Below are 13,196 nucleotides of genomic sequence, written 5' to 3' on the forward strand. Positions count from 1 at the left end.
GATCATTTGGTACGCGTTCAGCTGAAGTGCCCGCCCACGTCGACCTGGTAGCCCGCCCCGCGCAGCGCGCTGACGAGCTGGTCGGAGTGCTCCGCGCCGCGGGTCTCCACGCTCAGCTCGACCTCGACCTCGCCCAGGTGCAGGCGCGGGTCGTGGCGCTGGTGTGCCACGTCGAGCACGTTGGCGCGCAGGTCCGCGATCAGGGTGAGCAGCGCGGCGAGCTGGCCCGGCCGGTCCGCGCAGCGGACGTTGACGTGCAGGTAGCGCCCGGCGGCGCTGAGCCCGTGCTCGATCACCCGCAGCATCAGCAGCGGGTCGATGTTGCCGCCCGAGACCACCGCCACGACCGGGGTGCGCACCTGCACCTTGCCCGCGAGCAGCGCCGCCACGCCGACCGAGCCGGCCGGCTCGGCGACCAGCTTGCCCCGCTCCAGCAGCATCAGCAGCGCCCGGGAGATCTCCTCGTCGGTGACCGTGACGACCTCGTCCACCAGCTTGCTGATGTGGGAGAAGGTGAGGTCGCCGCAGCGCCCCACCGCGATGCCGTCGGCGATCGTGGCCACGCTCGGGATGCGCACCGGCCGCCCGGCCCGCAGCGCGGGCGGCACCGCCGCTGCCCCGGCGGCCTGTACGCCGATGACGGTGATATCCGGGCGCAGCGCCTTCGCGGCCACGGCCAGCCCCGAGATGAGCCCGCCGCCGCCGATGCCGGTGATGATGGTCTGCACGTCCGGGCACTGCTCCAGGATCTCCAGCCCGACCGTGCCCTGCCCGGCGATCACGTCCGGGTGGTCGAACGGGTGGATGAAGACCGCGCCGGTACGCTCGGCGAACTCCTGCGCGGCGACCAGCGCCTCGTCGACCGTGCCCCCGCTGAACTCGACGCGCGCGCCGTAGCCCTTGGTCGCGGCGACCTTGGGCAGCGGGGCGCCCACCGGCATGAACACGGTGGCCTTCGTCTTGCACAACCCGGCCGCCAGCGCCACGCCCTGGGCGTGGTTGCCCGCGCTCGCCGCGACCACGCCCCGCGCCCGCTCCTCGTCGCTCAGCCGGGAGATCCGCACGTACGCGCCGCGCACCTTGTAGGAGCCGGCGCGCTGCAGGTTCTCGCACTTCAGCCAGGTCGGGCCGCCGAGCTTCGCGGACAGCGGCCGGCACGGCTCGACCGGGGTGGTGCGTACGACGAAACGCAGGCGCTCGCGCGCCGCCTCGATATCAGCCAGGCTGACCAGCTCAGGTGTCACACGCCGATCGTGCCACCCCGGCGGGCGGCTCAGTTCGGGCGGGGGAAGCCCGGCGCGTGGCGGCGCCACGGCGCGGCCAGCTCCAGCTGACCTGCCACGGCGAGCAGCAGCAGCTCGGTGCCGGGCGGGCCGACCAGCTGCACCGCCGCGGGCAGCCCGTCCGGGCGTACGCCCACCGGCAGCGTGAGCGCCGGGAAGCCGGTGATGTTCCACGGCGCCGCGAACGGGGCGTTGCGCACCTGCGACGCGACGTTGGACAGCCAGCCGCGCCGGTGCCAGGCCGCCGCGCGCAGGGGCGGGCCGGTCAGCACCGGGGTGAGCAGCAGGTCCACCCCGTGCTCGACGAAGAAGCCCAGGCTCCGCTCGCGGAACTCCGTGCGGTCCTGCTCGCGGACCAGGCCGCGCCGCCAGGCCACGCCGCCCGCCGCGATCAGGCGCCGGCTGCGCTTCTGCAGGCTGCGCCGGTCCACCTTCGCCGCCTCCGCGTCCCGGTAGCCAGCCGCGAACCAGGTCGCCAGGCCGCGCAGGCCGAGGGAGGTGGGGTACACCGGGTCGGCGGTCAGGGTGTCGTGGCCGCACTCGGCCAGCAGCCGTGTCGCGTTGCTCACCGCGGCCCGGTTCGCCTCGTCGGCGCTCGCCCCGGCCACCGGCGAGCGCAGCGACACGGCGATGCGCAGCCGGCCCGGCTGGCTCAGCGGCTGCGGCGTACGCCCCGCGAGCACCGCGTGGCCGAGCGCCGCGTCGGCCACCGTGGTCGCCAGCACGCCGTGCTCGACCAGGCCGAACCAGTCGTCGGCACCGAGGTTCACCGGCAGCACGCCGCGGCCCGGCTTCAGGCCGATCAGCCCGCAGCAGGCCGCCGGGATGCGGATCGAGCCCAGGCCGTCGTTGGCGTGCGCGATCGGCACCAGGCCCGCGGCGACCGCCGCCGCCGAGCCGCCGGACGAGCCGCCCGGGGTGCGGTCCAGCGCCCACGGGTTGCGGGTCGTCGCCGAGTCGTCGTCGGTGACCCCCCACAGCCCCATCTCGGACATCCGGGTCGTGCCGATCACCACGGCGCCCGCCCCGCGCAGCCGGCGTACCAGCTCGTGGTCCTCCTCCGCGACGGCCTGCCGGGCGCCCGCCGAGCCGTGCCACGTCGGCAGGCCCGCGACCGGGGTGTTCTCCTTGACCGCGATCGGCACCCCGGCCAGCGGCAGGCTGCCCATGTCGGTCTGGTCGTCGACCTTCTCCGCCTCCGCCGCGGCCTCGGCGGCGCGCACCGTGCGGAACGCCGCCACCACCGGGTCCGTGCTGGTCAGATAGTCGAGATGGTCCGCGACGACCTGCGTGGCCGACGTGTCGCCGCGGCGGACCGCACGCGCGATCTGCTTGGCGGTGGCCCCGACCCAGGTGTCTGCCATCTCTTTCCTCCACCACACGACTGCGAAACCGGGGATCCAGTATGGAGTGCGGTGACGCGATGTGAGCAACAGGAGCCTTGCCGCGACGGATTTCATTGGCGATGCTGAGCGGATGCAGCCGGAGCAGCGTCGCGATTGGACCGTTCCCGTCGTCGTCGGGGTGGTCGCACTGGTGGTGGTGCTGGTGCTGTGCGTGGCCGGCGGCGCCGCGGCGTACCTGCTGGCCCGCGACCGCGGCACCGAGCCGGCGCCCGTGGCGGCCTCACCGAGCCCCAGCCCCGTCGCGGTCGCGCCGTCGCCCAGCCCCGCCTCCCCCGCGAGCTGCCTGGTGGGCCGTTGGAAGGAGACGTCGTACACCGGCAACGCCGAGATCTACGGCGCGACCGTCCAGCTCACCGGCTCCGGGGCGCTGTTCGACTTCCGGCCCGACGGCACCCTGGTCGCGGTGCACAAGACGAGCCGGCGCGGCACCAACAGCGGCGACCGGTACGAGGTGATCCACAACGGCACGATCACCATCAACTACGAGGCCGACGACGAGATGATCCACTACAGCAACGCGCGGGCCACCGGCACCACCACGTGGAAGGTCAACGGCAGCAAGCGGGGCAGCCAGAAGCTGACCTCGACGCTCGACCCCGAGCGCTACACGTGCAAGGGCGACGAGCTGCGGCTGTATGGCGAGGGCTTCGCCGTGGAGGCCCAGCGCATCCTGCCGCCCGGCCGCCCGGTGTGATCAGCGCGGCCTTGCCGTGACCGAGCGCGTTGGCGATGCTGGACCGATGCAGCCGGAGCCGCGTCGCGATTGGACCGTCCCCATTGTCATCGGCGTGGTGGCGCTGGTCGTCGTGCTCGTGCTCTGCCTCACCGGCGGCGCGGCGGCGTACCTGCTGGCCCGCGACCGCGCCCCGGAGCCGTCGCCCACGCCCTCGCCCAGCCCGAGTCCCGTCGCCGCCGCCCCGTCGCCGAGCCCCGTCTCCCCCGCGCGCTGCCTGGTCGGCCGCTGGCAGGAGACCTCCTACACCAGCTACGGCGACATCTACGGCGTGAAGGTGCAGCTCAAGGGCGCGGGTGCGGTGTTCGACTTCCGCGCCGACGGCACGCTGTCGATCGTGCGCAAGACGTCGATGAAGGGCACCGCCAACGGCGACCGCTACGAGGTCGTCTTCAGCGGCACCCACACGATCAACTACACCGCGGACGACAAAGAGATCAACTACAGCAACCCGCGCTCGACCGGCACCACGACCTGGAAGATCAACGGCAAGGTGCGGGACCGGGAGAAGCTGGTCTGGATCACCACCCCCGACCGCTACACCTGCACCCCCACCGAGCTGCGCGTCTACGGCGACACCTACGCCGAGGAGTTCACCCGCATCCAGCCCCCGGGCCGCCCGGTCTGACGCGCCCGGCCTCCGCCGGTCGATGATCGCGACTTCGTGTCAGAAAGTGGGGTCAGGCCGCACTTTCTGACACGAAGTCGCGATCATGGCAGGTAACCGATCAGCCCAGCGCCGCCGCGAGGTCGCCCAGCAGGTCGTCGATGGTCTCGATGCCGACGGAGAGGCGGACCAGGTCGGCCGGGACCTCCAGCTCCGAGCCCGCGACGCTGGCGTGCGTCATCTTCCCCGGGTGCTCGATCAGCGACTCGATGCCGCCCAGCGACTCGGCCAGCGTGAACACCTTCGTCGTGTTGCAGACCCGCTCGGCCGCCGCCGCGTCGCCCATCCGGAAGCTGATCATGCCGCCGTACCGGCGCATCTGCTTGGCGGCCAGCTCGTGGCCGGGGTGCTCGGGCAGGCCCGGGTAGAGCACCTGCGTCACCTTCGGGTGGTGGGTCAGGAACTCGGCCACCTTCTCCGCGTTGTCGCAGTGCCGCTCCATGCGCACGGCCAGCGTCTTCACGCCGCGCAGGGTCAGCCAGGCGTCGAACGGCCCGTTGACCGCGCCCATCGCGTTCTGGTGGAACTTCAGCTCGTCGGCGAGCCCCGCGTCGTTCAGCACCAGCGCCCCGCCGACCACGTCCGAGTGCCCGCCCACGTACTTCGTGGTCGAATGCACCACCACGTCCGCCCCCAGCGCCAGCGGCTGCTGCAGGTACGGGCTGGCGAACGTGTTGTCGACCACCAGCAGCGCGTGCGCGTCCCGGGCCACCGCGGCCAGGCCGGCGATGTCGGCGATGCTCAGCAGCGGGTTGGTCGGCGTCTCCACCCAGATCATCTTCGTGTTCGGGGTGACCTTGCGCCGTACGTCGTCGACGTCGGAGATCCGGGCCGCCGTCCAGGACAGCCCCCACCGCTGCGCCACCTTCGCGAACAGGCGGAACGTGCCGCCGTACGCGTCGTCGGGAATGATCACGTGGTCGCCGGGCTTGCAAACGGTGCGGATCAGCGTGTCCTCGGCGGCCAGCCCGCTGGCGAACGTGAGCCCGCGCGCGCCGCCCTCCAGCGCCGCGAGGCACTCCTGGAGGGAGTCGCGGGTCGGATTGCCGGACCGGGCGTACTCGTAGCCCAGCCGCGGCGACCCGACGGCGTCCTGCTTGAAGGTCGACGTCTGGAAGATCGGCGGGATCACCGCACCGGTGCGCTCGTCCGGCTCCTGGCCCGCGTGGATGGCGAGCGTTTCAAACCCGTAAGACATTCCCCCAGCGTAGAGGAGCAGACTGGAACCATGTTCCTTCGCCACAAGAAGCTCGATGTCGTCACCGCCGCCGAGGCCCTGCCCGGTCGCGACACCGCGATCGAGGTGCCCGCGAAGCACTTCGTGCTCGGCACCCCGATGAAGGGCCCCTGGCCCGACGGGCTGCAGACGGCCGTGATCGGCATGGGCTGCTTCTGGGGCGCCGAGCGCCTCTTCTGGAAGCTGGACGGCGTCTACTCGACCTCCGTCGGGTACGCCGGCGGCCTCACCCCGAACCCGACCTATCAGGAGGTCTGCTCGGGTTACACCGGGCACACCGAGGCCGTCGAGATCGTCTTCGACCCGAAGGTGATCTCGTACGGCGAGATCCTGCGGGTGTTCTGGGAGAACCACGACCCGACCCAGGGCATGCGGCAGGGCAACGACATCGGCACCCAGTACCGGTCGGCGATCTACACCACCAGCGAGGAGCAGCTCAAGGAGGCGCTCGCCTCGCGCGACGCGTTCCAGCCGGTGGTGAACGCCAACGGCTACGGCCAGATCACCACGGAGATCGCGCCGCTGTCGCACTACTACTACGCCGAGGACTACCACCAGCAGTACCTGGCCAAGAACCCCGACGGCTACTGCGGCATCGGTCCCAACGGCATGTCCTGCCCCATCGGCGTCGCCAAGACCGACGCCTGACGCCGCTCCCACGCGGCATGATCGCGGGTTCGTGTCACAAAGTGTGGTCTAGCTGCACTTTCTGACACGAACCCGCGATCTTCACCCGGCAGCGGGACTCACTCGTAGCAGTCCTGATTCTTGAGCTGGAGGGAGATGCTGCGGACCTTGCCCTGGAAGACGTCGATGCGGTAGTGCGCCTTGGCGTTGCCGGGCACGTCGACCACGCCGTGGCCCTCCTTGCCACCGCCGTCGCCCGTCGCCGACACCCAGTTCGGGTAGATGCGCTTCACCTCCGCGTAGGTCGCGCCCTCGACCAGCCCCTCCGCCGTGCGCACCCCCGAGTAGGCGTGGATCGCGACCATGCCGAGCCTGTCGGAGAAGGTGACCCCGCTCGACTCGACCTCGGCGGCAGGTGCGGCCTTCAGCTCGACCGGACCGCAGCCGCCGCTGCCGTCGACCCCGCCGATCTCGCCGGTCGCCAGCGCCTCCGGCCGGGTCTGGCCGAGGCGGAGCCGGCCGAGGCCGTAGGGGCCGAGGACCGGCCCGGCGAGCGCCGTCGCCGTCGGGGCAGCCGTCGCCGGGACGGACGCGGAGGGCGCGGCGCCGGCCGGGGCGCTCGCCGCCGGGGTGGCCGAGCCGACGGGCGCCGCCTCCGGTCTGCCGGCGCCGGTGCAGGCGGCAAGCAGTGCGAGCGTGACCAGGGCGGTCACGGTGGTGGCGGTGCGGCGGACGCGGTTCGTGGGCATGGCGGGTTCCCCGTTTCGGTGATCGTGCGGATCTTTCGCAACGTCCACACGTCGCAGGGCGGCACCCGGTTGCGGGTGATCTGGATCACCCACCGGGGGCCGCCCCGCGATCGCCGGTCCGATGAGGACCGGACCGGTCACTCGTAGCAGCCCCGGTGGCGCGAGCCGAGCGACAGTGACACGACCTTGCCGTCCCGCACGTCGATGCGATACCTCGCATCGCTGTTGCCGCGCACCGCGGCGGGGCCGTGGCCCTCGGCTTCCCCGCTGACCGGCTCCCACTCCGGGTACGCCCGGCGCAGCTCAGCGAGGCTGCTGCCGATTCGGATGCCCTCCGGCGTGGACATCCCGGGAGTGGCCCAGATGACCGCCACCCGGCCGCCGTCGAACCACACCCGGCCCGGGTATCCGAAGGACTCCGGATACCTGGTGCCACGCAGGTACACCTCGGCGTTGCAGTCGGCGACAGCGGGAATCGCCGTGGTCATGCCGGTGGCGCGGGCCTGCGCGCCGGTCATGTCGAGCCGCAGCGGGCCGTACCCCTTCGGCCCGAGCGTGTAGCGGGCGGTGCTCTGCCTGGACGGCGGCGCCGACGGGCTCGGCGAGGCCGGGGCCGAAGGCGACGGGCTGGGGAAGGGCGACGGCGACGGCTCCGCGAGGCTCGGCGACGGGGTGCCGGGAGCGGTCGCGACGACCACGGGCGGGCCGTCGCGGTCGGGTCCGAGCGCCGCGTACGCCGTGACCGGCGCGACGATCAGCACCGCGAGCACGCTGAGCGCGGCGGTGCGCACCCGGCGGCGGCGGCGCACGGTGTGCCGCGCGGCGTCCATGCCCGGCGAGACGATCCGCGGCACACCCGCCCGGAAGCCCTCGAACTCGGCGTTCAGCTCTTCGACGTCGTACTCAGACATGACGGTGGTCCTTCCTCAGGTCGGCCAGTTCGCTGGCGAGGGCGGCGCGGCCGCGGTGCAGCCAGACGCGGACCGTCCCTTCGGCGACGTGCTCGGTGCGGGCGATCTCGGCGACCGGCACGTCGGCCAGGTGGTGCAGCACGACGACGCGGCGATGGCTCGCGGGCAGCTTGGACAGGGCCCTGGCCAGCACGACCCGGTCGGGGCCGGGGCCGGGCACGTGCTCCTCGCGCTGGGTGCGGGCGAACGCGAGCGCGCTGCGCACCCGCCGCCACCGGCTGTTGGCGAGGTTGAACGCGACGCGCCGGACCCAGGCCAGCGGGTCGTCGTACGCGGCGAGCTGCGACCAGCGCGGGATGGCCCGGCAGAACGCCTCCTGGACGAACTCCTGCGCGAGGCCGAGGTCGCCGGTGTACGCGTACAGCTGGATCGTGAGCGGCTGGAAGTTGACGGCGTAGAACTCGTCGATGTCGTGCGCCGGCGGTGACGCCTCGTCCTGTTCGATCGTGCGGTGAGTCCTCATGGGCTGGTGCCCCTCCCCGTGGTGAGCCGCCTGCCGGCTCGCACCCGTCAGACGCCTGGGGGTGCCGGGACGTTACACCGCCTGCGCCGCCGCTTTCGCGACACCGCGAACGACCGTCCACACGCGATCGGCGGCGATGACAGAAGCTCCCGCCATGCTGCCGGGACAGCCTGGCGGGAGCTTCGCGCGCGATCGAGCGTCAGTCGTCCTCGGGGGCTTTGAGGGCGGCGTGACCCAGGGCGGCGAGGTCGGCCGCACCGGTGAGGCCGGGGTCGCCGTCGGCGATGACGACCGCGTAGCGCAGGGACACGGTCGCGCCGGGTGCGACCGGGACCTCGGTGGCGAAGAAGGGCGCCGGGCACAGGCAGGCGAACGGCTCCGAGCGGACGAACCACTGCACCGGGTGATCAGGGTTGTCCTCGGCGTCCACGAAGACGAGCGTCGACCAGCGGCCGTGGCCGTCGTGGCGGCCGGTGAAGCCCATCCACGGCGCGCGTACGCCCATCAGCTCGTCGCCGCCCTCGCGGTCGCCGCAGTAGACGCGCCCGCCGGTGAACGAACGCGGGCCGCGCCAGAACAGGCCGCCGTACCCGGCGTTGTCCCGGCCCTCGGTGGTCGGGCTGCCGATGACGATCTCCCGGTCGCTGACGTTGGTCAGCTCGGTGCCGAAGGTGAGGGTCCAGGCGCCCTGGTCGGCCGCGACGGTCACGCCTAGCCGGCGCTGCTCGCGGAACCAGGTCTCGCCCGGCTCGGTGAGCCAGTGCAGCCGCTCGGTGACGCCGACCGCGTCGGCCTGCGCGTCGAGCCGGGTGAAGACGTGGTGACGCTGGCTGCCGTTGTTGGGCAGCTGCACGTAGCCCTGGGCGCGGGTGTAGGTGACCCCGCCCCAGAAGTTGGCCGGGCCGACGTTGGGCAGCGAGAACGCGATGCCCCGGTGCCAGACGTGGTCGTGCGGCCGGAACAGGCTGACCGGGTCGCCGCCGAGCGTGTGCAGGGGGTAGAGGTAGGGCCGCGGCGACTCCAGCTGCGGGTCGTCGGGCTGGTACACGTACCGCAGCAGCGGCTGCCCGCCGAAGGCGACGTCCAGCGCGCCGGGCTGCTTGTCGAGCCGCAGGGTCATGACCTCTCCTCGCTTGGCTGTGCGGCGGTGCGGACGACGCCGGTGCGGCCCGGCGGTGCGGGGGCCGGTGAGCTCATGCGGCGGCACCTGTGCGCACGGCGGGCCAGGGCGCGCCAGGTCCCTCCATCCGCTCGTAGAACGGCGAGCCGGGCCCGATCTCGCCGCAGCCGACGGGGCGGCGGGTGAAGGCGGAGGCGTAGATCGCGGCGACTAGTTCCATGGTGTCCCGCGCCTCGGCGGTGCCGACGGGCGGCGTCCGGCCCGCGTCGAGCGCGTCGAGGACCGCGCTGAGCTGGGCGCCGTGCCCGCTCGGCCGGCCGGTGGGGCCCTCGGCCCAGGCCTCGGCGACCTCCTGCTCGTGGCCGGGTGCGGCGGTGACGGTCCAGTCGCCGTCGCCGTATCCGTAGAGATGGGTCAGCTCGACCGAGGCGTGGTCGAGGTCGAACCGCAGGTGGCTGGTCTCGCGCGGGGACAGCAGGCTGTTGACGACGCTGGCCACGGCACCGGAGGCGAAGGTGACGAGCGCGCCGGACAGGTCCTCGGTGTCGGTGGGGCGGGCCCGGCGCGCGGCTACCGCGACCACCTCTCGCCACGGCCCGAGGATCGACAGCAGCAGGTCCATCTGGTGGATGCCGTGGCCCATGGTCGGGCCGCCGCCCTCCACGTCCCACCGCCCGCGCCACGGCACGGCGAAGTACGCGTCCGGCCGATACCACAGCGTGTGGCACACGGCGGTCAGCGGATCGCCGAGCCGCGGGTCGCCGACCAGGCGGCGCAGGTTGGCCGCGCCGCTGCCGAAACGGTGCTGGAACACGGTCGCGAAGCGGCCCCCGCCGGCCGCCTCGGCGGCCGCGATGCGGTCGAACTCGGCCAGGCTCAGCGCGGGCGGCTTCTCGCACAGCACGGTCAAGCCCCGGGTCAGGCAGGCGATCGCCTGCGGGGCGTGCAGGCCGGGCGGGGTGCACAGGTCGACCAGGTCGGGGCGGCGCTCGGCGAGCAGGCTGTCCAGGTCGGGGTAGCCCTGCGGCTCGGGCAGGCCCAGCTCGGCCAGGCGGGCGGTGAAGGCGCGCAGCCGGTCGGGGTCCACGTCGACCACGGCGCCGATGCGGGCGCGGCCGCCCAGCCGGGCGACGTCGGCGGCGTGCACCGCGGCGATGCCGCCGGTGCCGACGATCGCCAGGTCATACGTCCGCAACGGACACCTCCGAGGTCATCGCGCGCCGGAAGCCGGCCGTCCGCTCGGGGCCGTGCAGCCGCACGGGCACGGTGTGCCGGATGTCCGCGCTGGACGCACCCAGGCGCAGTTCGAGGTCGCCCGGCTCGACGATGCGGCGGCCCTCTCGGCCGGTGTACGCGGCGAGGTCGGCGGGCACCGTGAACTCGACCCGTTTCGCCCGGCCGGGCTCCAGCGGCACGCGGGCGTACCCGATGAGCCGGATCACCGGCCGGGTCACCTGGGCCACCGGGTCGTGCAGGTAGAGCTGCACCACCTCGGTGCCGGGCCGGTCGCCCGCGTTGCGCACGGTGACCGCGACCCGCACCGAGCCGTCGGTCGAGCAGCTCAGCGGCTCGGCCGCGGTCTCGCCGGCCCAGTCGAAGCGGGTGTACGCCAGCCCGTGGCCGAACGGGAACAGCGGCGTCGGGTCGACGGTGCTCACCTCGGTGACGTGGCCGAGCGGCGGCGACAGGTAGGGCGCGGGCTGCCCGCCGGGGTGCCGCGGGACGCCCACCGGCAGCCGCCCGGACGGCTCGACGCGCCCGCCGAGCACCCCGGCCACGGCCGCCCCGCCCTCCTGGCCGGGGAAGAACGCCTGCACGATCGCGCCGAGCCGGTCCGCGAAGCCGCCGAGCGCGTACGGCCGCCCGCTGAGCAGCACCGCGACCACCGGTGTGCCGGTGTCGGCGACGGCGGCCAGCAGCTGCTCCTGCACCCCGGGCAGGCGCAGCTCGGCGACGTCGCAGCCCTCGCCGGAGGTGCCCTTGCCGAACAGCCCGGCCCGGTCGCCGAGCACCACCACGCACACGTCGGCGTCCCGGGCCAGCGCCACGGCCTCGGCGAACCCGGTGGTGTCCGTGCCGTCCACGGTCGCGCCAAGGGCATGGCTGAGCTGCGCCTTCGGCAGCTCGGCCCGCAGCGACTCCAGCAGCGTCGGCGCGGCGACGCCCAGCGGCAGGCCGGGGTGGTGCAGGCCGACGTGGCGCGGGAACGTGTAGCAGCCGAACAGGCCCTCGGGGTCGTCGGCCAGCGGCCCGACCACGGCGATCGACGCGTCCGGCCGCAGCGGCAGCACCCCGTCGTTGGCCAGCAGCGTCACCGACTCCTCGGCGACCTGGCGGGCCAGCTCCCGGGCGGCGGGCGGGTCGAGGTCGACCGCCGTGTCCCGCGACGGCGTCCAGTCCGGGTCGAGCAGGCCCAGCTCGCACTTCTGCCGCAGCACCCGGCGCAGCGCGCGGTCGACCAGCGCGGGCGAGACGGTCCCGGCGGCGAGCGCGTCGCGCAGCGGGCGGCCGAAGCAGCGCACGATGGGCAGCTCCACATCGACCCCGGCGGCCAGCGCCTGCCCGGCGGCGTCACCGTGATCGGCGGCGACGCCGTGCAGCGAGTGCAGGAAGGTGACCCCGAAGTAGTCGGCGACCACGGTGCCGTCGAAGCCCCAGGCGCCGCGCAGCAGGTCGGTGAGCAGGCGCCGGTCCGCCGCGGCGGGCACGCCGTCGATCTCGGCGTACGAGTGCATCACCGAGCGCGCGCCGCCGTCGCGTACCGCCAGCTCGAACGGGGGCAGCACCACATCGGACAGCTCGCGCGGGCCCATCGCGACGGGGCCGAAGTTGCGGCCCGCGCGGGAGGCGGCGTACCCGGCGAAGTGCTTGAGCGTGGCGATGATCCCGGCCGACTGGAGACCGCGCACGTACGCGGTGCCCACGGTCGCCACCAGGTACGGGTCCTCGCCGATGGTCTCCTCCGTGCGCCCCCAGCGGGGGTCGCGTGTCACGTCCAGCACCGGCGCGAGCCCCTGGTGCACGCCGACCGCGCGCATGCCCTGCCCGATCTGGGCGGCCATCCGCTCGATCAGGGCCGGGTCGAAGGTGGCGCCCCAGGCCAGCGCGGTCGGGAAGATCGTCGCGCCGTGCGTGGTGAACCCGGTCAGGCACTCCTCGTGCACCAGCGCCGGGATGCCGAAGCGCCCGGCCGAGACGATCTCCTGCTGCAGCTGGGCCAGCCGGGCCATGCCCTCGGCGGGGGTGACCGGCGCGGTGCCGAACGGCCGGGTGAGCTGGCCGAGGCCGTCGGCGACCAGCCGCCGCCAGTCGAAGCCGTCGTCGACCATGTCCTGCTGGAACGGCGCGACGTCCTCACCGGCCGCGCCCGCGCCGGGCCAGACGCTGTAGAGCTGCGCGATCTTCTCGGCGAGGGTGAGGCGGCGCATCAGGTCGTCGACCCGCTGCTCCACCGGCAGCGCCGGGTCGCGCCAGGGCTGGGGTCCGGGATCGCCGTCCTCGCTGACGGATCCGGTCGGGGTGGCGTCCTCGTGGATCGGCATCGCCCTGCCTGTCTTCCGGTATTTTCCGGTACACGTTTCCGAGCCGCCGGCACGCCGGCCAACGCACCCTAACACCGCCTGCCCGCAATAAGACAAGGGTTGCGCGCGATTTCGTAGGGACGTCCGTCGTATTCGGAGACCCGGCCGCATTCCCGAAACTTTCGGAGTCCTGTGCCGGATCACGATGGTGCATCTATCTGCGGAGGCAGCTTTCCGCGCCACAGGAAAGCCGTGCTACCCACGTATACCAGGACCTGCGAGTCCGTGACCATCGACGAGTGCCGGTGTGCTTGATCGCGCACTGTCCGGGAGCGACTTCGGAAGTTTCGGTGGAGTTGGCCCGCTATCGGGGGTTGACGGTCCGAGGGGCCGTCCCTACCGTCTCAAAGGACTTACGG

The 13,196-nt window shown here is 73.4% G+C and carries 12 protein-coding genes; 3 read left to right on the forward strand and 9 right to left on the reverse strand.

From position 1 onward, the window contains the following. Nucleotides 1-17 precede the first annotated feature (17 nt). Nucleotides 18-1,244: a threonine ammonia-lyase gene (gene ilvA / locus Cba03nite_RS33375; RefSeq protein ID WP_203755148.1), complete on the reverse strand. Its 1,227-nt coding sequence runs from the start codon at nt 1,242-1,244 to the stop codon at nt 18-20. A gap of 29 nt (nt 1,245-1,273) precedes the next feature. Next, complete coding sequence (locus Cba03nite_RS33380; RefSeq protein ID WP_203755150.1) at nt 1,274-2,647, reverse strand: amidase; 1,374 nt, start codon at nt 2,645-2,647, stop codon at nt 1,274-1,276. 112 nt (nt 2,648-2,759) lie between these two features. On the opposite strand from Cba03nite_RS33380, the gene Cba03nite_RS33385 reads away from it, so the two are divergent. Both Cba03nite_RS33385 and Cba03nite_RS33390 read left to right on the forward strand, forming a co-directional pair. Next, complete coding sequence (locus Cba03nite_RS33385) at nt 2,760-3,383, forward strand: hypothetical protein (RefSeq protein ID WP_203755153.1); 624 nt, start codon at nt 2,760-2,762, stop codon at nt 3,381-3,383. Between the two features lie 46 nt (nt 3,384-3,429). After that, nucleotides 3,430-4,050, forward strand: a complete 621-nt coding sequence (locus Cba03nite_RS33390; RefSeq protein ID WP_203755156.1) for a hypothetical protein — start codon at nt 3,430-3,432, stop codon at nt 4,048-4,050. Between the two features lie 100 nt (nt 4,051-4,150). On the opposite strand, the gene Cba03nite_RS33395 is transcribed toward Cba03nite_RS33390, so the two are convergent. After that, nucleotides 4,151-5,287: a cystathionine gamma-synthase gene (locus Cba03nite_RS33395; RefSeq protein WP_203755159.1), complete on the reverse strand. Its 1,137-nt coding sequence runs from the start codon at nt 5,285-5,287 to the stop codon at nt 4,151-4,153. 30 nt (nt 5,288-5,317) lie between these two features. On the opposite strand from Cba03nite_RS33395, the gene msrA reads away from it, so the two are divergent. Beyond that, nucleotides 5,318-5,974 carry a peptide-methionine (S)-S-oxide reductase MsrA gene (msrA, locus tag Cba03nite_RS33400; RefSeq protein ID WP_203755162.1) on the forward strand — a complete coding sequence of 219 codons (657 nt, stop codon included), beginning with the start codon at nt 5,318-5,320 and terminating at the stop codon, nt 5,972-5,974. Nucleotides 5,975-6,072: 98 nt separating this feature from the next. On the opposite strand, the gene Cba03nite_RS33405 is transcribed toward msrA, so the two are convergent. The 6 genes from Cba03nite_RS33405 to Cba03nite_RS33430 all read right to left on the reverse strand — a co-directional run bounded on the left by Cba03nite_RS33405 (nt 6,073) and on the right by Cba03nite_RS33430 (nt 12,798). After that, nucleotides 6,073-6,702 (reverse strand): hypothetical protein, encoded by a 630-nt coding sequence (locus tag Cba03nite_RS33405; RefSeq protein WP_203755165.1) that lies wholly within the window; start codon nt 6,700-6,702, stop codon nt 6,073-6,075. 137 nt (nt 6,703-6,839) lie between these two features. Further along, the gene (locus Cba03nite_RS33410; protein WP_203755168.1) at nt 6,840-7,613 is read right to left on the reverse strand and encodes a hypothetical protein; all 774 of its coding nucleotides are present in this window, start codon (nt 7,611-7,613) and stop codon (nt 6,840-6,842) included. Then, a complete protein-coding gene (locus Cba03nite_RS33415) occupies nt 7,606-8,136 on the reverse strand; it encodes a SigE family RNA polymerase sigma factor (RefSeq protein WP_203755171.1) in 531 nt (176 codons plus the stop codon). Before Cba03nite_RS33415 ends, Cba03nite_RS33410 begins: the two co-directional genes overlap by 8 nt. Before the next feature lie 199 nt (nt 8,137-8,335). Beyond that, entirely contained in the window at nt 8,336-9,256 is a 921-nt protein-coding gene (locus tag Cba03nite_RS33420; protein ID WP_203755174.1) for a DUF6807 domain-containing protein, read from the reverse strand. A gap of 73 nt (nt 9,257-9,329) precedes the next feature. Continuing rightward, nucleotides 9,330-10,451, reverse strand: a complete 1,122-nt coding sequence (locus Cba03nite_RS33425; RefSeq protein WP_203755177.1) for a Gfo/Idh/MocA family protein — start codon at nt 10,449-10,451, stop codon at nt 9,330-9,332. Further along, the gene (locus Cba03nite_RS33430; RefSeq protein WP_203755180.1) at nt 10,438-12,798 is read right to left on the reverse strand and encodes a beta-xylosidase/alpha-l-arabinosidase; all 2,361 of its coding nucleotides are present in this window, start codon (nt 12,796-12,798) and stop codon (nt 10,438-10,440) included. Before Cba03nite_RS33430 ends, Cba03nite_RS33425 begins: the two co-directional genes overlap by 14 nt. Nucleotides 12,799-13,196 lie beyond the last annotated feature (398 nt).

The organism is Catellatospora bangladeshensis, assembly GCF_016862575.1.
Classification (GTDB): Bacteria; Actinomycetota; Actinomycetes; order Mycobacteriales; family Micromonosporaceae; genus Catellatospora; species Catellatospora bangladeshensis.

Coding starts and splice junctions, on each gene's coding strand:
- Cba03nite_RS33430 (WP_203755180.1), bottom strand. CDS start 12,798: ATGCCGATCCACGAGGACGCCACCCCGACCGGATCCGTCAGCGAGGAC.
- Cba03nite_RS33415 (WP_203755171.1), bottom strand. CDS start 8,136: ATGAGGACTCACCGCACGATCGAACAGGACGAGGCGTCACCGCCGGCG.
- Cba03nite_RS33420 (WP_203755174.1), bottom strand. CDS start 9,256: ATGACCCTGCGGCTCGACAAGCAGCCCGGCGCGCTGGACGTCGCCTTC.
- Cba03nite_RS33395 (WP_203755159.1), bottom strand. CDS start 5,287: ATGTCTTACGGGTTTGAAACGCTCGCCATCCACGCGGGCCAGGAGCCG.
- Cba03nite_RS33390 (WP_203755156.1), top strand. CDS start 3,430: ATGCAGCCGGAGCCGCGTCGCGATTGGACCGTCCCCATTGTCATCGGC.
- msrA (WP_203755162.1), top strand. CDS start 5,318: ATGTTCCTTCGCCACAAGAAGCTCGATGTCGTCACCGCCGCCGAGGCC.
- Cba03nite_RS33380 (WP_203755150.1), bottom strand. CDS start 2,647: ATGGCAGACACCTGGGTCGGGGCCACCGCCAAGCAGATCGCGCGTGCG.
- Cba03nite_RS33410 (WP_203755168.1), bottom strand. CDS start 7,613: ATGTCTGAGTACGACGTCGAAGAGCTGAACGCCGAGTTCGAGGGCTTC.
- Cba03nite_RS33385 (WP_203755153.1), top strand. CDS start 2,760: ATGCAGCCGGAGCAGCGTCGCGATTGGACCGTTCCCGTCGTCGTCGGG.
- Cba03nite_RS33405 (WP_203755165.1), bottom strand. CDS start 6,702: ATGCCCACGAACCGCGTCCGCCGCACCGCCACCACCGTGACCGCCCTG.